The sequence below is a fragment of the Rhodoblastus sp. genome (assembly GCF_052145335.1).
Lineage (GTDB): Bacteria > Pseudomonadota > Alphaproteobacteria > Rhizobiales > Beijerinckiaceae > Rhodoblastus.
Map to the genome: position 1 here is coordinate 16,221 of NZ_JBKQOU010000012.1, position 19,209 is coordinate 35,429.

Consider the following 19,209-nt stretch of genomic DNA (forward strand, 5'->3'; position numbering starts at 1 on the left):
CCATGGCGCTGGGGGCTTACCGCAGCAAACGCGATTTCAACAAGACTGGCGAGCCTCCAGGCGCGCCCGGCGCAAAAAAACAACGGTCTTCAATTGGCAAGTTCGTCGTACAGAAGCACGCCGCGCGGCGGCTGCACTATGATCTTCGCCTTGAGTTAAACGGCGTCCTGAAAAGCTGGGCCGTCACCAAAGGTCCGAGCCTTGTGCCCGGCGAAAAACGGCTGGCCGTCGAGGTCGAGGACCATCCACTCGAATATGGGGATTTCGAAGGAAATATACCGAAGGGGGAATACGGCGCGGGAACGGTGATCGTGTGGGACAAGGGCTCGTGGCGGCCCCTGCATGACCCCGTAAAAAGCCTCGCCAAGGGCCATCTCGATTTCGAACTCGAGGGCGAAAAGTTGAACGGCCGCTGGCATCTCGTGCGCATGGCGCCAAAGCCCCGCGAAAAACATGAAAACTGGCTTCTGATCAAGGGCGACGACGAAGCGGCGCGCGCAGAGCAGGACGCCGACATTCTCGACGAGCAACCGGCCTCCGCAAAAACCGGCCGCACTTTGGCGGAGGTCGCGGACACAGGCGCCGCTCCTCCCGCTCCGCCAGTTGCGCCTTCACAAATCAAGGGCGCGAAAAAGGCGCCGACGCCGAGGTTTATCGAGCCCGCGCTGGCCTCATTGGCGTCCAAGCCGCCGGTTGCGGCCGGATGGCTGCATGAGATCAAGTTCGACGGCTATCGTCTGCAGGCGCGGATTGAATCCGGCAAGGTGACGCTGCTGACGCGCAATGGGCTCGACTGGACGCAGAGATTCGGCGCCGACGTGAACGATGCGCTTCGCAAGCTTCCTGTGAATACCGCAGTGCTCGATGGCGAACTTGTCGTCGAAAATGGCAACGGCGCGTCGGATTTTTCCGCGCTGCAGAGCGATCTTGGCGAGGGACGCAGCGACCGATTCAGATTCTACCTTTTCGACATCCTCTATTGCGACGGCTACGATCTCCGCGCCGCCGCGCTGATCGAACGCAAGGGGCTGCTCGCAAAAATCCTGGCGGGACGAAAAGGAGCGCTGCGCTACAGCGAACATTTCGAGCAAAGCGGCGCGCTGGTTCTTCGCCATGTCTGTCGCTTGAGCCTCGAAGGCGTGGTGTCGAAAAAGAAGGACGCGCCCTACCGATCGGGGCGCGGCAAAGCCTGGATCAAGTCGAAGTGCACAGCCCGGCAGGAATTCGTGATCGGAGGCTTCACGCCATCGACGGTTTCCCGGCGAGCGATCGGCGCGCTGGCGTTGGGTTTTTATGAGGACGGCGTATTGAAGTACGCCGGGCGGGTGGGGACAGGTTTTTCCGCTGCGATGGCGCAAAGCTTGTTTCAGAAACTCGATCCTCTGCAAATTCAGAAAACGCCTTTCGCGGACAGGCTCACGACGGAGGAATCGCGCCAGCTGCGATATGTCAAACCGGAACTGATCGCGGAGATCGAATTTCGCGCATGGACCGCCGACGGTCATCTGCGACACGCTTCCTTTCGCGGGTTGCGGGAGGACAAAGCCGCGAGCGCGGTTTTACGCGAGACGGAGCCGTCAAGGCGGCAATCCCAGGAGCCACGACAATCCCAGGAGCTTCGGCAATCAATGGACTCTCGGCGGAATATCAAGCTCACCCACGCCGACCGGATCTACTGGCCGGACGCCGGCGTGACGAAGGAGGGGCTAGCGGATTATTACGCGGAAATCTGGCCCCATGCGGCGCCCTTCGTCGTCGGTCGTCCGTTGGCGCTGCTTCGCTGCCCGACAGGCATCACGGGGGAGCAGTTCTTCCAGAAACATCTCTGGAAAGGCGCGGGGTCGGCGCTGGTTGCGCTTCGCGATCCGCGCGAGCCCGGCGTCCTCATCGGGATCAATGACCTCGACGGATTCCTGACGCTCGCACAAGGCGCGGTGCTGGAAATTCACCCTTGGGGATCGATGGCGAACGATCTGGAAAGGCCGGACATGCTGATCATGGATCTCGATCCCGGCGAGGACGTTTCCTGGGAGCGAATTATCGCGGCGGCGCAGGAAACACGCGATCGACTGCAGAGCGAGGGACTGACGGCGTTCATCAAGACGTCTGGAGGCAAGGGACTGCATGTCGCGGCGCCGCTGCGGCCGCAGGCCGAGTGGCCGGAGGTCAAGGCGTTTTGCAAAGCCATGGCCGACGCCATGGCCGCGGATAGCCCCGACTTCTACGTATCGACCATCGCCAAGGCGTCGCGGCGCGGAAAAATCTTTGTCGATTATTTGCGCAACCAGCGCGGCGCGACGGCGATCGCGCCATACAGCCCGCGGGCGCGTCCGGGCGCGCCGGTATCGATGCCGATCGACTGGAGCGAACTGAACGACGCCATCGGTCCGGCCCATTTCACCATCGCCAATACGCCCGCGCGAATGTCGGCGATCGAGACGATTCCGTGGGCGCAATTTCGCGAGCAGGCCGCGCCATTACGCCAAAGCGCGTCGCGGCGGAAGAAGTCTGGCTAAAGCCGGACGCGCCCGTCTCCCTATCGTCATAATATAACGTGATTTCAATCGATTAGCCGAAAATTATTTTTGAACTTTTCGCGATTTCCTGGGTTTTTTGAAGCGGGCGCGGCCATGATCGTCCTATCTGACCAAGCCGTCATGCGCCGCCCGCAATTCTCGAATTGTACATCAGCGCGATTTCGGCGATCCGGTTTCCGCCTTCAGGCTTTTACGCAGCGCGTCCATGATATCGATGACCTTGCCCGTCGGGCGCGCAACATCGGCGGCCTTGCTCGCAACCTGTTGACCCTTGCGCTTCGCGGCGATCATGTCCTGAAGTTTTTGTTGGGTCGGATCGCGCACCAGGTTTGCGCTCCAGGGCGCGCTCATTTTGTCGATGAGTTTTTCGACTAGAACGAGCGCCGGCGGGTCGGCCTTCACATCGACTATGCCTTCAAAATAGTTTTTTGAATTTCGTATTTCGTCGGCATAGCGCAAGGTCCAGAGGATGATGCCGTTGCCGCTGTGTTTCAGCATGACCGGTCGCTCGCGGCGGTAGAGAACAAGGCGCGAAAGCGCGACCGTTTTCGTCGCCTTCATCGCTTCGCGGATAACCGCGAAGGCCTCCTCGCCCACTTTATCGTTGGGCGTCATGTAATGGGCCCGATCGAACCACATCCAGTCGATCGCGTCTTCGGGGGCGAAACGTTCAATGTCGATGGTTCGGGTGCTTTCGAGCGCCAAGCTTTCCAGTTCGTCGTCATCAAGGAGGACAAACTCGTTCTCCGATTTCGGATAACCCTTGACGAGGTCATCCTCCTCGACCGGATCGCCGTCATCCGCATCGACGTAGCGGCTGACGACGCGATTGCCGGTGCGCCGATTCAGGACATGAAAGCGGATCTTCGCATTTTCCGTTATCGCAGGAGTCAGGGCCACAGCGCATGTCACGAGCGACAGCTTCAGGTAGCCTTTCCAGAACGGACGCGACGCCATATGCGCTCCTGCCAACATGAAGTGCGCTCGCGCTGAACCTGGGGGCGGAATTAGTTCGCTGCCTGCCTGTACAGCTGCCGCGCCATTTCGAGATGATGCTCCAGCATCGACTGCGTCTGCTGCGCCCATTGCTTGAGCGCCGGGTTATCGCCGCCCTTCGCATAGCGCTGGAACAACGACACCGCGTCCTTGTGCGCGCTGTACTGATCGTCGCGATATTGCTTGTCGAAATCCGCGCCTTTCAGCTGTTCCAGCTTTTCCAGTTTCGACTGTTGCGCCTTCGTCAGGTCGCCGGGAATCGTCACGTCGATCTTCTTCGATTGCACCAGATCCTTCAGTTCGGCGTCGGCCTTCTTGTGGTCTGCGATCATCGTCTGGGCGAAGGACTTGCTCGACGCGTCACCGCGCGTCAGCGCCAGTTGACTTGTCTTGATTTCGAATAGGCCGCCGGTCGCGGCTTCGGAAACAAAATCCACAGTCGTCGGGCTGATGCCGAGCGCGGAATTGGAGCCGAGCTTTTCGCTCGCCGATTGAGCCAGCGCCGGGGCGCACATCAGAGCGCAGGCGGTTACGATCAATAATCTTTTCATCAGCTCTCCCGAAATGAGCGGCTTGAGGCCCCGCCATCCAGCGCTTGCAACGCGTGGCTGGTCAGATTGGTTGCGCGTCCGCGCCGGCTTTCGCCGAGTTGCGGGCGACCTTCGCCAAGTGTCGGCGCCTCCCGCCGGCGCCATGCCGGTGGTTCCTCCTCCCGGAAGCCCGGGCGGCGATCCCACGGTCCAGCCGAAATAGGCTCGGGCTTGACCTTGGAGATGTCGTCCTCGAACCGGTCTCAAGCCTTGCGGCGTTGGCGCGACTGCGGTTCGTCGATTCCCGCTAGAGCGCAATAATTCCGCTGCCATGAAACCAAAGAAAACTGCGTGGCGTTTGATCGCTGACGTTCGAGCAGCGCGGTTTCGCCGCGAAGCGGGCGATGTTTCGTGATTGATCAGACTGCAAGGGAAAGGATGGATCTCAATGCGTATCGCCCAAATCGCCCCGTTGACGGAAGCCGTTCCGCCCATGCTTTACGGAGGAACCGAAAGGGTCATTTCCTGGCTCACCGAAGACCTGGTTGCGCTTGGACACGACGTGACCCTGTTCGCCAGCGGCGATTCGGTGACCGACGCCAGGCTTGAGCCGATGTGGCCTCGCGCCTTGCGGCTCGACGGCGCCGTTCGCGACCCCAACGCCTTGCATATGATGATGCTCGAAAAGATTTTTCGACGCGCCGACGAATTCGACCTGATGCATTTCCATACCGATTATTACGCTTTTTCCTTGATGTCGCAGCAGAGGACTCCCTTCGTCACGACCATGCATGGACGGCTGGACCTGCCCGAACATCAGCCTGTTTTCGAGACTTTCTCCTCCGTGCCGGTCATCTCGATTTCCAAGTCGCAACTGCGTCCCTTGCCAGGCGCCAACTGGGTCGCGACGATCCCTCACGGATTGCCGGTAAACCTGTTGCGGCCAAGGCCCGCGAGACCGTCTTACCTCGCCTTTCTCGGCCGGGTCTCTCCGGAAAAGCGACTCGATAACGCCATCCGCATCGCCCGGCGCTGCGGGATCCCGATCAAAATCGCCGCGAAGATCGATCGCGCCGACTTTGATTATTTCAGTGAAGTGGTTCGTCCTCTGCTCGATGCGCCGGACGTGGAATTCATCGGCGAAATCGGCGATGATCGCAAAGCGGAATTTTTGAGCGGCGCGACCGCGCTGCTGGTTCCGATCGATTGGCCCGAACCCTTCGGCCTGGTGATGATCGAAGCCATGGCCTGCGGCGTGCCGGTGGTGGCTTTCAACCGCGGATCCGTCGCCGAAATCATCGAAGACGGCGTCACCGGTTTTGTCGTCGAGGACGAGACCGGCGCCGTCGAAGCGGTGCGCAAGGTCGAGCAGCTGTCGCGCAAAATAATTCGCATGAAATTCGAGGAAAGGTTCACGTCCCGCCGCATGGCGATGGATTATATTTCCGTCTATCGCAAATTGGTCGAAAGCGCGCGCGAGCGGCCTCGACTCGTCGTCGGTTAACCCCATAGGCGCGGCGTCACCCGCGCAGGGAACGCCGCTCCCGGCCACATCGTTATAAAAGCGGGGCGCTAAAAAGCCGCCAATCACGGCAAGGCTGAGCGCCTATGGGAGCAATCATGACAATGAATTCGAAACGGAATTCGAAATTGCTGGCCGCGGTCTTTCTTGTGCTTGCCGCTTCGCCCGCTCCGGTGATGGCGAAAGGATGCATCAAGGGCGCTATCGTGGGAGGCGTCGCCGGACATATGGTAGGGCACGGCAAGATGGGCGCGGCGGCCGGATGCGTGGTGGGCCACCATAACGCCAATAAAACTCAGCCCGGGGCCTCGGACCAACCGGACGCCCCGCAGAATCGATAACGGAGCCGACGAGCGAGTCGCTGCAATTCAATGCCGATCGGCGACGAGGCCAAGTTCCATTTTCGCGTTGCCGGAAATGTCGTCGTTATCGCTCACGGCAAGCATCATAATGGCGCCGGCAATAGCCGCGGTGGCGAATGTCGACGCCGAGCAAACGAATAGCATGACAATGGCGGTGAGCGCGGTGTCGCCCGACAGGGCGAGCGTGCGCAAGTCAGCCATGTCGAAGACCAGCAAAACCGTCGCCAATATCGCCCCCAGAACCGCTCCGCCGAACAGGTTCGCCGCAATGAGTTTGATCAGTGGATCAGACCTGTTGTTCAGTCGCTTCACGCGCACCACCCCTAATTCGACGCGGGCAACGGAAAACGGAAGACGCGCCTTCGGCGCGTCTTCCTCTCATCGCATTTCAGAAGACGTAGACGATATCGAATGTGGCGGGATCGATGATGACGATCTCGTCGTGGATACGAACGACGCGATAGGCGCCCCAGGCGGGAACGATTTCCAGGATCGAGGCCGGAACCGGCTCCCAATATTCGCTCACAGTCCTGGGAATGCTTGCGCCGACACGAACATTGGTGATGCCGACGCCCGATGCTTCGCGAACCTGGACGCCCTTGAAGCCGGTTCTCAGCTTGCTGCGCTGTTCGGATGAAATCTGCCCGCCGCCTCTTTCGCCGCCTTCGGTCGAAGTGGCTCGCTGTCCACGCTGCTCACCCTGCACGCCACGTTCGTCGCGGCCTTGGCTCTGCTCGATTCCACGTTCGTCCCGGCCCTGACCTTGCTGCATTCCGCGCTCTTCCCTTCCCTGGCTCTCCCTGGCTCCGCGCTTCTGCTGCATGTTGGTGTTGTCGGATTCGGAACGGGACGCGGCGCCGGGCTGTTCCTTCATGCCGCTATCCTCGGCCTTTGCGCCTTTGCCCCTCGAATCCATTTTTTGTTCGTCGGCTCTCATTGCCGGCTTCGACGCTTTTTCGTTTTCTCCCGACATGGCTTTTTCATCGCGCGACGGAGATCCCGTTTTTTCACCCCGAGCTTTGATGGCGGGCGCTTCCTTGCTGTTCATGCCTGGTTCCCCGCCTGCGCCGCCAGGCGCGCGCTCCTGCTGCGCCCAGCTCGCGGGCGAAATCGCTAGCGCTGCGACGGCCGTCGTCACAAATAGAGTCTTCCGCATCGAGCCCTCCCAATAAACGTAATTGTTGGACTGTTGGTAAGCCGAACCGTGTCGGCGCCCCCTGAAAAGTGACCTATTGATGATTTTGTTCCAATGACACGCAAATATAAATGTCTATATGGTTTATTTTTAAACGTATTATAGCAATAAATGTTAAGTCTAAGTCGTAAAAATGACGCCGATCGCACGGCTGCTATGCTTCAGCCAAGGCGTCTGCGGTCTGTGCTGTAGCTTACCTGTTGTCAGCTGCTCCAATGAAACCTTTTTTCCAGCGAGGCGTTCCACAGGCGCTTTCCCTTTCCGGAAGGCGAGTTATTTCCCTCAATGTGAAGGATGATGCGCCATGGGTTGGTGGTCGAAAGATGTTCATTCCATGAACGACCTGTTCGTTCACGCGCTTCGCGACATTTATTACGCGGAGAACCAGATCCTCAAGGCGCTGCCGGATATGGTGGACAAAGCCACGGACCCGCTGCTGAAACAGGGATTTGAAAAGCATCTGCATGAAACGGAAGGGCAGGTGAAGCGACTGGAAGAGGTCTTCCGCCTGTATGACGCGGAGATCCAGGGCGTCGATTGTCCCGCGATCGACGGCATTCTCGAAGAGGCCGACACCACCGTCGGCGACGCCGACAACAAGGACGTCATGGACTCCGCCCTGATCTTTTCCGCGCAGGCGGTGGAGCATTATGAAATTACCCGCTATGGCAGTTTGATCGCCTGGGCGAAGCTTCTGGGGAAACCGGAATGCGCGCGCCTGCTGGAGCAAAATCTCGCGGAAGAAGTGGCGACGGACAAGGCGTTGAGTCAAATCGCCGAGAGCGGAGTCAATCAGCGCGCAGCGGCGTGACCGCGCTCCCGGCGACAGCGCGACTTGTCGATGCCGTGCACGAACGCTCGCGAGGAGTGCTGCAACGTCGTCATTTCTATGGCGTTGGCGCTGGTAAGACTGACCAGCGTCAATTGGCCTGTTCCTGTCGACGGAAGGCGCCCGCGTTGTCGCGCGGTCCCCACTCGATATCGCGTTGTCTCCACAAGCCGACAATGAGACCTGCGCCAAATCCCGCCGCGACAAAAATCATCGGTGCGGTGAACGGCGACGCTGATTGACGCTTGCGATCGCCGTCCGTGCATCGACGTCTTCGCGCAACGCATCGATGGTTTCCAGCGCTCATCTCATATGGATGAACACGAGTTTTCTTTGGCGGCTTCGCTGTTTAACCCGCTCCGGAGATCGGCGAACGCCGGAACTTTAAGAATAATCTGGCGTTGGGCGGGTTTCCGACACGATGCTGTCAGGCGCAACATAATGTTGGGCGGAGCGGCCGCCGCGGGCGTCGCTTTCCTCGGAAGCGCGCTGGCGCAATCGCGGAAGGAAACGAGGTCGCCGCCGGCGACAGCGCAAAGGATATCTGATGACCCCCGCGAACGATCCGACATCGCCCCCGGCTGAAGTTCCTGTTCCCAGGCCACAGCCGTCGGGTCCATCGCCAATTCACGATCCGCCATCGCAGCCGCCGGGGCCGTTTCCGATGCCCGATCCGCCGATGGCGCCGCCCCGCCCCGGTGAGCGGCCGCCGAGCGAGATTCCGAATGTTACGCCAGGCGAGGCGCCGGTCGTCGATCCGGGGCCGGAACCAACCGCTCCGGCCCCGCGCGCAGCTTTCGCGGCGCGCAGTCTATAGAATGTCGAGAGGAAACGGAAATGCCGGCGCGCAAAAAACAGGAAAGCAATCGGGAACGCAAATGGTCTGGAGAGGTCACGCAAAACAGCGATGCGATGGATCTCGAAAAGGATATTTTCAAAAGCGACGATCCGACCAAAATTGCACAATCGCTGAAACGTTCCGCTGAACGGAGCCAGCGCCGAAAAGCCGCGCCCTTCCGTTCGGCCATGTCGATGCTGACCTTCTACATCAACAGGGCCGGCGCCAATTTAAGCGCCGCGCGAAAAAAAAAGCTTCAGACAGCAAAGACTAGATTGCGCGAGATTTTCGGGCGCGAACCAAAGGGCCGCGCGTGAGCGGACGCGGACCCGGCTTGGCTAGGAAGACGCCTCCAGCCCGATTTCAGCGAAGCGCCCCTTCTCGTCGCGCCAGATCTTCGCCACGCGCCATCCGCCCAGCGCCGCCAGGCCGGCGAAAGCGGCGACGTCATATTTTCGCGAGCTTTCGGTGTGGATGGTCTCGCCGGCGGCAAAACGGAACCTGTGACCGGCAACCTCGACGATCCGCGAATCGAGGCTGACCAGATGCATTTCCACCGCGGATTCTTCCGCGTTCCAGCGCGCCTCATGGGCAAACCTGTCGATTGGAAACGCGCCATCAAGCTCGCGGTTGATCCGCTCCAGAAGATTAAGATTGAACGCGGCGGTTACGCCCTCGCGATCGTCGTAGGCATTGAGCAGCGTCATGAGGCGCTTTTTCAGGTCGACGCCGATCACGGCGTTTCCTCGTCCATCGACGTGCCGGCGAAGACGGCGCAAAAAGGCGACCGACTCGCGAAGGTTCAGATTGCCGATCGTCGACCCCGGAAAGAAAGCGGCCCTCGGACCGGGGGGCAAACCAGCGGGAAGCTCAAATTCCTGATTGAAATCGGCGATGATCGGTCGAATGTCCAATTTCGGAAAGCGCTCGCCAATTCGCATTGCGGTTTGTTCAAGCATGTCGCCGGCGATGTCGATCGGCAGATAAAGCCGGAGCGATGGATAAGCGCCGATCAAGATCTCGGACTTCAAGGCCGAGCCCGCGCCATATTCGAACAACAGGCCGCGCTCGCCGCAGAACCCGGCGATTTCGCCCGCATGGCGCGACAGGATCTCCGCTTCCGCGCGGGTCGGATAATATTCCTCGAGGCGCGTGATTTCCTCGAACAGCTGGGATCCCCGCGCGTCGTAGAGCCAGCAACATGGGATGCGCTTTTGGGGACTAGCCAGTCCAGCAAAAACTTCCTCACGGAACGCGGCGTCCGCATGGTTTGGCAGACGCGCGCGTTCAAGCCTCATTGGCGTCTCCCGCCAAACGGAGGCCGGAAAACTGCCAACGGGCGTCGGGGGGAAAAAAATTTCGGTAGCTTGCGCGGATATGGCTCACCGGCGTGACGCAGGAGCCGCCGCGCAGGACTTGTTGTCCGCACATGAATTTTCCATTGTATTCCGCCGCTGCGCCTTCGCTCGGACGGAAGCGCGGGTAGGGGGCGAAGGCGCTGCTTGTCCATTCCCAGACGTCGCCGAACATCTGCCGCATTCCGGATTTTGTTGCAGACGCGGCAGCGGGGCGCAGCAGATCGGACTCCAGGAAATTGCCTTCGACGGGATTGTTCAGTGCGACGCGCTCCCATTCCGCTTCGCTGGGCAGGCGACCTTTCGCCCATCGCGCAAAAGCGTCGGCCTCGAAATAGCTGACGTGGACGACCGGCTCGGCGGGGTTGACGGGCCGAAGGCCAGCAAGCGTCATCGTCCAGAATTCGCCGTCGCGCTCTTCCCAGTAAAGCGGCGCCGACCATTTCTCGGCGCAAAGCTTCGACCAGCCTTCCGAAAGCCAGAGCAGCGGATTGCGATAGCCGCCATCGGCGATGAAATCCGTCCATTCCGCATTGACCACCAGGCGATTGCTCAACCTGTAAGGCTCGATGAAAACGCGATGTCGCGGGCGCTCGCAGTCGAAGGCGAAATCAAGCCCGCCGGCGCCGATTTGAATGATGCCGCCCTCGAACTCCTCATAGGACGCCGCCGGGGGCGCCGCGGCGACGCTGTCGTCCCCGCCGAGCCGATAAACCGGCCGCAATGGATTTTGCGCGAAGAGATGCAAGATGTCCGTCAGCAAAAGCTCCTGGTGCTGTTGCTCGTGATGACAGCCAAGCTTGATCGTTTCGACGATTCCGGGCGACGGCGCCTCAAGCAGCAAATGTTCGATCGCCGCATCGACATGGGCGCGATAGGCGAGGATTTCTTCGAGCGTCGGTCTGGTCAGCATGCCGCGCCGGGGTCGCGCATGTCGCGGGCCGAAGGCCTCGTAATAGGAATTGAACAGGAAGTTGTAATGCGGGTCGAAGTGACGATAATGCGGCAGGTTCGCCGCGAGGACGAAGGTTTCGAAAAACCAGCTCGTATGCGCGAGATGCCATTTCGCCGGACTCGCGTCCGGCATGGACTGAACGGTTGCGTCGGCGTCCGAAAGCGGCGCGACGAGACTGGAGCTTGATTCTCGCACGGAGCGAAAAACGAGCGTGAGCTCATCAAGATCGGACGACGAACCGTGGCGCGATTGCAGGGGCATGGGCTTTCGCTTTTTTGAGCTGGCCGCAAGGGCGTCGAGGCAAGGGTTCTGCGAGCGTCCGGCATGCTCGTCGAGAGCCGTTCAACGCCGCCAGTCCGGTGAAGTTCCCATTTTCTGCGAGATTGCGCCCCGGCAATGTTTCATCATTTACGCCGTCGGCGCCGCCGTTCGCTGGAACCCACTGAGTTGCAACGCGTTTTTGCTCACTTGATGGAGGAAGTCATGAGTGCGGGCTCTGCGCTTGCGGCGTGTCTCGTGACGCTGGTTATTTCCTGCTGCGGAGCCCATGCCCAAGGCGCGGTTCCCGCGGACCCGGGCGCCACAGAGAGAAACCCGGTTCCAGGAGCGGAGCCCGACGCTACCGTGCAAAGCCCCGTTCATGGCGGCAGGGAATCGACGGCGCGAAAAATGGGCTTATCGATCTGAACAAGGGCGCGGGCTTTCGCGAATTCGTGCTCCGCAGCCATCCGAAACCGGCGCCCTATGACGAACCGGTCAGGGTTGGCGCGGTCCTGCCGGAGAGCGGCGTGGAATATCACGAAGCGCCACCGCAATATGGCGACACGCCCTATCGCTACACCGTGATCGGCGGCGATCCGGTCCTGGTTGACCCAAACACCCGCGTTATAAAGCAGGTGATCAAGTAGCAATCCAACGCTTTAATCGCGAGGCGGCGCCCAGGTGCGGCGGGGACCAGATCGCAATGCCGGCGGCTTCGCCTGTAGATTGCGGAGGCATCAATTTCTAATATTATTGAATAATGTATAATTATGGCTTTTTGTAGCTAATGAATGTATAGTTTGTGCTTTGAAATGAAAAGTAAAGCTTATGCAATTGACTATTTGTAATTTAATTGCGGAACATATTATTTTTTAACGGAGTTGTTTATGCGGCGGGATTGTTCCGTCGTAACAAGGAGTTCAATATGACTGGAAACCAAGGCGGCTCGCACGAGCAGCATGTCAAGGCGGGCGAACAGAGCCACAAAAGCAGCGATAGCCCCAAGAGCGGCGGCTCGGGATCTTCCTCGCAGGGCGGTTCCCATGAACAGCACGTGAAAGCGGGCGAGCAAAGCCGCAAGGGCTCAGGCTCGGGAAGCTCGACCCAGGGCGGCTCGCACGAGCAGCATGTCAAGGCGGGCGAGCAGAGCCACAAGAACAAGTGAGCCCAGGGCAAGAGGGAGCCGGTTCGCGGCTCCCTCTTTGCTACCCAGGCGCACGCCGTAGCGCCTTGCCGCTCGGCGGACGCTCCCGGCGAGGGATTTCAGCTCGGTTCCCCAATCTCGAGGTCTGCAGGGACAGCGGTTGCAACCTTCTTTTCCTTTCGGGGTTTTCTGCTTCGGATCGGGAAGGAAATATGAATAACGCCGCCGCAGATAAGCGCGAGCATTACGATGTTCCTGTAATTGGACCGCCGTTTCTCGCTGGCGGCGGGGAAATGGGCGCCCGCCTCAGGGCCTTCGACTGGGAGTCGACCTCGCTGGGGCCGCCGGAAACCTGGCCACAAAGCCTGAAGACGTCCGTTCGCATCATGCTGACATCGCGTCAGCCGATCTGGATCGGCTGGGGGCCGGATCTGCTGTTTTTCTATAACGATCCATATAAGGCCATCATCGGCGGCAAGCATCCGCACAGTCTTGGCCTTCCTACCCGGGTTGTGTGGCATGAAATCTGGAACGATATCGCGCCGATGCTGTCGCAGGCGACAACTGGCGGCGAGGGAACCTACATCGAGAGCCACCTCCTTGTCATGGAGCGCAACGGCTATCCCGAGGAGACCTACTACACTTTTTCCTACAGCCCCATCCCTGACGACAAGGACAATGCGGGCGGCATCATTTGCGCCAACACCGATGACACCCAGCGGGTGATCAGCGAACGCCAGCTGGCGCTGCTGCGTGACCTGTCCGCCGGAACGGCCGACGTCCGCACCACCGACGAGGCCTGCCGGCGGGCCGCCCTGGCCCTGGCGACAGATCCCCAGGACATCCCCTTCGCCATGATATATCTGGCTGAAGGCGGCGAAACGGCCGCGGCCCTCAAGGAGGTTTGCGGGATCGAGCGTGGCCATCCGGCGACGCCGGATTTCCTTGTCGGCGGCCCGTCGGCATGGCCCTCTCCCGAATGCCTGGGCGACGGGGATCAGGTGGTTGAACTGGCGGCGCACTTTGACGCCCGGTTCCCGGCCGGTCCCTGGGATAAGGCGCCGGTCAGGGCCGCCGCGCTGGCGCTGTCGGCAACCGGCGACTCCGGCTGCAACGGCGTCCTTGTCGTCGGCTTGAATCCCTTCCGGCTTTACGACGACAAGTATCGGAGCTTTCTCAGGCTGGTCGCGGGCCAGATCACGGCTGCGATCGCCAATGCCGAGGCCTATCAAAACGAACGGCGCAAAGTGGAGGCGCTGGCTGAGATCGATCGCGCCAAAACCGCGTTCTTTTCCAACATCAGTCACGAATTCCGAACCCCGCTGACACTGATGCTGGGGCCGCTGGAGGACAGGCTGGGCAAGGCGGCCAAGCAGCCTGGCGAGGACTCGGAGTGGATGCGGATCGTCCATCGCAACGGCCTGCGGCTTCTGCGGCTCGTCAACACCCTGCTTGATTTCTCGCGGCTCGAAGCCGGGCGGGCGCAGGCCGTGTTCCGGCCCGTCGACCTTTCAGCGATGACCGCCGAGCTTGCCAGCAATTTTCGCGCGGCCACGGACAAGGCCGGCCTTGCTCTGGTCGTCGATTGCCCGCCCTTGGCGGAACCCGTCTTCGTCGATTCCGAAAGCTGGGAGAAGATCGTCCTCAACCTCTTGTCCAATGCGTTCAAGTTTACCCTGCAAGGCCAGATCGCGGTTTCACTGCGGCTGGTCGGCCGCAATGCCGAACTGGCGGTGTGCGACACCGGCATCGGCATTCCCGAGGCCGAGATTCCCCGCCTGTTCGAACGCTTCCACCGCGTCGCCAACGCCGGCGGCCGCAGTCACGAGGGCAGCGGCATCGGCCTGTCGCTGGTCCAGGAACTCACCCGGCTGCACGGTGGAACGGTGAGGGTGGAAAGCGGCGCGAACAAGGGAAGTTGTTTCTACGTCTCCATCCCCCTCGGCACGACGCATCTCCCCGCCGAGCTTGTCAGGAGCGCGCCAAACTCGCCTCCGCACCCGGTGCAGGCCGACACCTTTCTCGAAGAAGCTTTGCGTTGGCTGCCTACGGCGCTGCCGGACGATATCGACCTTGACGCGGAACTGACGCGGCCGGCGGCGACGGACGCCAGGCCTCGCGTGGTGCTTGCCGACGACAATGCCGACATGCGGGACTACGTCCAGCGCCTCCTCGCCGATCGCTATGTGGTCGAGGTTGTCGCCGATGGCGAGGAGGCGCTGGGAGCCATAAGGGCAAGGCGCCCCGACCTTGTGCTGACCGACGTGATGATGCCCCGTCTCGACGGCCTGGGGTTGTTGCAGGCAATCCGCGCCGACCCTGGAATGCGCGACCTGCCGGTGATCCTGCTGTCCGCCCGCGCCGGCGAAGACGCCGAAGTACAGGGTCGGACGGCAGGCGCCGACGACTATCTCATCAAGCCTTTTTCCGCGCGCGAACTGGTCGCCCGTATTGGCGCGGCGCTGAAATTGGCCCAGGTGCGCCGCGGCGCGGCCGAAGCCATCCGTGAAAGCGAGGCAAGGTTGCGCGCGCTGGTGGAAGCGACCTCGCAAGTGACCTATCGGATGAGCCCGGATTGGGCGGAAATGCGCGAGCTCGACGGCCCCAACCTCACTGACGCCCGGATACCAAAGGCGGACTGGTTGAAGCACAACATTCACCACGACGATTTTTCTTCCGTCTGGAGCGACATTCAGGAAGCCATCCGAACCAGGAGCGTTTTCGACCGCGAATACCGCGTCCGCCTCGCGGATGGCAGTTGGGGCTGGACTCATTCCCGCGCTGTTCCTCTTCTCGATCCGAATGGGGAGATTTACGAATGGTTCGGCGCCGCCGCCGACGTGACCGCCCGCAGGACCGCCCAGGAGGAATTGAGCAAGCTCAACGCCGAACTGGAACATCGCGTCGATCTGGCGGCGGCGCAATTGGTGCAATTGCAGAAAATGGAGAGCATCGGTCAATTGACCGGCGGCATAGCGCACGACTTCAACAACCTGCTGATGGCGATCCTGACCAGCCTGGAAATCGTCAAGTCTCACCTCCAGGGCGGAGATTTGCGCCAGTTCATGCTCATTGACAACGCCATCCAGGCGGCGCAGCGCGGGGCGAACCTGACGCAACGCATGCTGGCGTTTGCGCGCAAGCAGGAGCTCAAGCCCGAACCGGTCAGCCTGCCCGAACTCGTTCTTGGCATGGCCGACCTGCTCGTCAGTTCGCTCGGGCCCCATATTCGCATCGAAACCCGGCATGCGTTCGGCACGTCGAAGGCGCTGGTCGACAGCAACCAGATGGAAATGGCTATCCTCAATCTGGCGGTGAACGCTCGCGACGCCATGCCGGAAGGGGGCGTCCTGACCATCTCATCCGACGAGGTGGCGATCGTTCCGGGCGGTCAGATGGCGCCGGGAAGGTACGTGCGCCTGATGGTCACCGACAGCGGGACCGGGATGAACGCCGAGACGCTGCGGCGGGCCACCGAGCCTTTCTTCACCACCAAGGGCGCAGGCAAGGGAACCGGACTGGGATTGTCGATGGTTCACGGCTTGGCGGCACAGTCCGGCGGCCGTTTCGACCTGCACAGCGCGCCCGGACAAGGTACGACCGCCGAGATCCTGTTGCCTGTTTCCACTGCCGCCGAGGAAGCTGCAATCCCGGCCACGTCCGGGCAATCCCCGCCGGGGCCTTCGGGAAAGCGTGAGCTGACCGTGCTGGCGGTTGATGACGACCCTCTGGTGTTGATGGGGATGGTTTTGGTTCTGGAGGAGCAGGGACATGAAGCGGTCCAGGCCTATTCCGGGCGAAAGGCCCTCGATCTTCTTGAAAGCGGCGTGGCGGTCGACGTGGTCGTCACCGATCAGATCATGCCGGGCATGACCGGCGTCCAGCTTGCAGAGACGATCCAGTCCCGCTGGCCCCACTTGCCGGTAATTCTCGCCACCGGCTACGGGGAACTGCCAGCCGGCGCCCGCACGACACGCCGTCTGCGCAAACCCTTTTCCCCGGAGCAGCTCTCCGCCGCCCTGGCGGAAGTCACGGGACCGGCGAACCGGGATGCTCGTGCGTCGCCGGCTCCATGATCAGGTAGTCGCGCGAGAAATCAACGAACTGGTTTTCCGACGGCCAGAAAACGGGCGATCGCCTTGCGGATTTCTTCGTCGACATGCTCCTGGCTGACGCCACGGGCCTTGAGTTCACTTTTGGAAACAAGCGATGAATGATCCCCGCCTTCAACGACGTGGAGGGCGTTGGCGGCCTTCATGCGCTGGCGGACGCCATCAAGCAGGTCAAGCGGACAGAGCCGGTCCTTCGTCCCCTGAACGAACAGCGTCGGCGTGGCGAGCGAAACCAGCACTTCGTCGCGCAGTTTCGAAACATCGCCGCTGCCGCAAAGAGGATAGCCGAGACAGATCACGGCATCGACCGGCTCGACCAGGGCGACGTGGCAGCCGACGCGCCCGCCCATGCTCTTGCCAGCCAGAACGATCGGCCCTTTGTGCCTCTCTCGCAATGCGGCGAGCGCCGCGCGATGCGTTTCAATGAGCCTGGGCAGGCGGTCCGGGCTTTTTTTTCCTTCGATCGCATAGGCGTAGTCGAACGGAACGACCGTCCCCAGCGGCTCCAGCATCCGGCGAAAGGCCTGCATTCGCGGATGGGCGCTTGGAGCGCCGGCGCCGGGAGCGAGAAGAAAGGCAAAGTCTCGTTTCGTCATGGCGAATTCTAGCACGGGGCCGCAGACCAGCGGAACCGCAGCGCGACGCGGAAATTTTTCCCAAGTCATGCAACGCCTAGCCCGCTGGCGCGGTTTTTCATTCGACAAGTGAGCCAGGTGAGGCAATCGGGTCAGGGGCGGAACCGATGAAACGCAATCGCTACGTCAACGCGCGGCGCAATGCGGACTGGACCATCGACCAGGACTGGCCGACTTATACGGCCGAGGAGCACGACCGCTGGCGCCGCCTGTTCGCGCGTCAAGAGAAGCTGTTGCCCGGCCGCGCTTGCGAGGCCTTTCTCGAAGCCAAGTCCAGGCTCGGATTGTCCAGCGTCGGCATCCCCGATTTGATGGACCTATCCGAAAAGCTGTCGGCTCTGACGGGCTGGCGCGTCGCGCCGGTCGCCGGCCTCATTCCCGACGACGCCTTCTTCGACCATCTCGCCAATCGCCGTTTCCCGGCTGGCGTTTTTATAAGGCCGGAGGAGGAACTCGACTATCTCGAGGAGCCGGACGTGTTCCATGACGTATTCGGCCACGTTCCCTTGCTCGCCGATCCGGTCTATGCGCAGTTTCTGGAGGCCTATGGCAGGGGCGGCCGCCGGGCGCTCGAGCGGGGGCAGTTGCACAACCTCGCCCGGCTCTACTGGTATACCGTCGAATTCGGCTTGATGAAATCGCCGAGGGGCCTGCGCATCTTCGGCGCCGGCATCATGTCGTCGCCGGCCGAGACGATCTTCGCGCTCGAAGATGCGTCGCCGAACCGGGTCGGCTTCGATCTCGAGCGGATCATGCGCACGAAATATCTCATCGACGATTTCCAGCAGACATATTTCGTGATCGAAAGTTTCGACCAGCTGCTCCACGACTGCTACCAGGATTTCGGCGCCCTTTACGACCGCCTGCGCTCAGGCCCGGAATTCGAGCCCGACGAGCTTGCAAAAAACGACCGGATCATCGCCAAAGGCGATTTCCACTATTTCCGCGCCAAGGGCAGGGGCGAAGGCAAGTGCGCAGGTTTCCCCTCCCAGCCGTAAACCTCGAAACATTCCGTCCATGCAGGCGTTGCATCAGCTTTCGGTCAATGACCGATTTTTGGAGCATGGGAAGGCGACAGGGTGCGTGCAGCGGCAGCCAAACAAAATTCCGATCCAAGGGGAGAAATCCGCATCGGCGTCGGAGGCTGGACCTACGGGCCCTGGCGCGGGCTGTTCTATCCCCAGGGCGTGACTCAAGAGCGCGAACTCGAATACGCCAGCCGACATCTTTCATCGATCGAGATCAACGGCACCTATTACGGGACGCAGAAACGCGAAAGTTTCATCCGCTGGCGGGAGGCGACGCCCGACGATTTCGTCTTCTCCGTCAAGGGTCCGAGATTTGCGACCAATCGCCGCGTCCTCGCCGAGGCGGGCGAATCGGTCGAGCGTTTTCTCACCGGCGGCGTCACCGAACTTCGCCACAAGCTCGGACCGATCCTCTGGCAGATGCTGCCGACCAAGAAATTCATCGAAGAAGATTTCGCCGCCTTTCTCGAACTTCTGCCAAAGCGGCATGATGGGCTCTCGCTGCGCCACGCCGTCGAACTCCGGCATGAGAGTTTTGCCTGCGCCGCAGCGGTAGAGCTTGCGCGAAAACACGGAGTAGCCATCGCCCTTGCTGGCGATTCCAAATTTCCCAAGATCGCCGAATTCACAGCGCCCTTTGTCTATCTGCGGGTCATGGGTTCGAAATCGAGGCCAAAACAGGGCTATTCCAACGCTGCGCTCGATTTGTGGGCCGACCGCGCAACTCGTCTCGCCGAGGGCAAGATGCCGGGCTGCTTCGCGCCGATGGTCGAGCCGGCCCAGCCAGAGCCTCGCGATGTCTTTTTTTATTTCATCGCTGGCCACAAGGCGCACAATCCGGCGGCGGCGCAGTCCCTGATGAAAAGATTGAGATAAACGGGGCGCTGCATAGCGGAGGCGCGCTCGGCCA

General features: G+C 61.0%; 17 protein-coding genes. 10 read left to right on the plus strand and 7 right to left on the minus strand.

Going from position 1 to position 19,209, the window contains the following annotated elements; all coding sequences use genetic code 11:
- Nucleotides 1-2 precede the first annotated feature (2 nt).
- Nucleotides 3-2,516: a DNA ligase D gene (gene ligD, locus ACLP2E_RS00725; RefSeq protein ID WP_442464864.1), complete on the plus strand. Its 2,514-nt coding sequence runs from the start codon at nt 3-5 to the stop codon at nt 2,514-2,516.
- 171 nt (nt 2,517-2,687) lie between these two features.
- Here ligD and ku read toward each other — a convergent pair whose 3' ends face one another.
- Nucleotides 2,688-3,623 (minus strand): non-homologous end joining protein Ku, encoded by a 936-nt coding sequence (ku, locus tag ACLP2E_RS00730; RefSeq protein ID WP_442462560.1) that lies wholly within the window; start codon nt 3,621-3,623, stop codon nt 2,688-2,690.
- Nucleotides 3,545-4,084 carry a DUF4142 domain-containing protein gene (locus ACLP2E_RS00735; RefSeq protein ID WP_442464865.1) on the minus strand — a complete coding sequence of 180 codons (540 nt, stop codon included), beginning with the start codon at nt 4,082-4,084 and terminating at the stop codon, nt 3,545-3,547. The genes ku and ACLP2E_RS00735 overlap by 79 nt, the downstream gene beginning before the upstream one ends.
- Nucleotides 4,085-4,511: 427 nt before the next feature.
- On the opposite strand from ACLP2E_RS00735, the gene ACLP2E_RS00740 reads away from it, so the two are divergent.
- A complete protein-coding gene (locus tag ACLP2E_RS00740; protein WP_442462562.1) occupies nt 4,512-5,567 on the plus strand; it encodes a glycosyltransferase family 4 protein in 1,056 nt (351 codons plus the stop codon).
- 122 nt (nt 5,568-5,689) lie between these two features.
- On the plus strand, nt 5,690-5,926 hold the full coding sequence (locus ACLP2E_RS00745; protein WP_442464881.1) for a hypothetical protein: 237 nt from the start codon (nt 5,690-5,692) through the stop codon (nt 5,924-5,926).
- 27 nt (nt 5,927-5,953) lie between these two features.
- Here ACLP2E_RS00745 and ACLP2E_RS00750 read toward each other — a convergent pair whose 3' ends face one another.
- Both ACLP2E_RS00750 and ACLP2E_RS00755 read right to left on the minus strand, forming a co-directional pair.
- The gene (locus tag ACLP2E_RS00750; RefSeq protein ID WP_442464866.1) at nt 5,954-6,268 is read right to left on the minus strand and encodes a hypothetical protein; all 315 of its coding nucleotides are present in this window, start codon (nt 6,266-6,268) and stop codon (nt 5,954-5,956) included.
- 67 nt (nt 6,269-6,335) lie between these two features.
- Nucleotides 6,336-6,821 (minus strand): DUF1236 domain-containing protein, encoded by a 486-nt coding sequence (locus ACLP2E_RS00755; RefSeq protein WP_442462564.1) that lies wholly within the window; start codon nt 6,819-6,821, stop codon nt 6,336-6,338.
- A 625-nt stretch (nt 6,822-7,446) separates the two neighbouring features.
- Here ACLP2E_RS00755 and ACLP2E_RS00760 point away from each other — a divergent pair.
- Both ACLP2E_RS00760 and ACLP2E_RS00765 read left to right on the plus strand, forming a co-directional pair.
- Entirely contained in the window at nt 7,447-7,953 is a 507-nt protein-coding gene (locus ACLP2E_RS00760) for a YciE/YciF ferroxidase family protein (protein WP_442462565.1), read from the plus strand.
- A gap of 855 nt (nt 7,954-8,808) precedes the next feature.
- Complete coding sequence (locus ACLP2E_RS00765) at nt 8,809-9,126, plus strand: DUF3175 domain-containing protein (RefSeq protein WP_442462566.1); 318 nt, start codon at nt 8,809-8,811, stop codon at nt 9,124-9,126.
- Between the two features lie 21 nt (nt 9,127-9,147).
- On the opposite strand, the gene egtD is transcribed toward ACLP2E_RS00765, so the two are convergent.
- On the minus strand, nt 9,148-10,107 hold the full coding sequence (egtD, locus tag ACLP2E_RS00770; protein WP_442462567.1) for an L-histidine N(alpha)-methyltransferase: 960 nt from the start codon (nt 10,105-10,107) through the stop codon (nt 9,148-9,150).
- Nucleotides 10,097-11,380 (minus strand): ergothioneine biosynthesis protein EgtB, encoded by a 1,284-nt coding sequence (egtB, locus tag ACLP2E_RS00775; protein WP_442464867.1) that lies wholly within the window; start codon nt 11,378-11,380, stop codon nt 10,097-10,099. Before egtB ends, egtD begins: the two co-directional genes overlap by 11 nt.
- Before the next feature lie 452 nt (nt 11,381-11,832).
- On the opposite strand from egtB, the gene ACLP2E_RS00780 reads away from it, so the two are divergent.
- The 3 genes from ACLP2E_RS00780 (at nt 11,833) to ACLP2E_RS00790 (ending at nt 16,600) form a co-directional block, all read left to right on the plus strand.
- Nucleotides 11,833-12,027 (plus strand): DUF1236 domain-containing protein, encoded by a 195-nt coding sequence (locus ACLP2E_RS00780; RefSeq protein ID WP_442462569.1) that lies wholly within the window; start codon nt 11,833-11,835, stop codon nt 12,025-12,027.
- 278 nt (nt 12,028-12,305) lie between these two features.
- Nucleotides 12,306-12,545, plus strand: coding sequence for a hypothetical protein (locus ACLP2E_RS00785; protein WP_442462570.1), 240 nt, complete (start codon nt 12,306-12,308; stop codon nt 12,543-12,545).
- Nucleotides 12,546-12,736: 191 nt separating this feature from the next.
- Nucleotides 12,737-16,600, plus strand: a complete 3,864-nt coding sequence (locus ACLP2E_RS00790; protein ID WP_442464868.1) for a response regulator — start codon at nt 12,737-12,739, stop codon at nt 16,598-16,600.
- 20 nt (nt 16,601-16,620) lie between these two features.
- Here the strand turns inward: ACLP2E_RS00790 and ACLP2E_RS00795 are convergent, their stop codons facing one another.
- Entirely contained in the window at nt 16,621-17,232 is a 612-nt protein-coding gene (locus tag ACLP2E_RS00795) for an alpha/beta hydrolase family protein (protein WP_442464869.1), read from the minus strand.
- 146 nt (nt 17,233-17,378) lie between these two features.
- Between ACLP2E_RS00795 and phhA the strand changes: the two genes are divergently transcribed.
- A complete protein-coding gene (gene phhA / locus ACLP2E_RS00800) occupies nt 17,379-18,269 on the plus strand; it encodes a phenylalanine 4-monooxygenase (protein WP_442464870.1) in 891 nt (296 codons plus the stop codon).
- Between the two features lie 81 nt (nt 18,270-18,350).
- Complete coding sequence (locus tag ACLP2E_RS00805; protein ID WP_442464871.1) at nt 18,351-19,175, plus strand: DUF72 domain-containing protein; 825 nt, start codon at nt 18,351-18,353, stop codon at nt 19,173-19,175.
- The last annotated feature ends 34 nt before the right edge of the window (nt 19,176-19,209 follow it).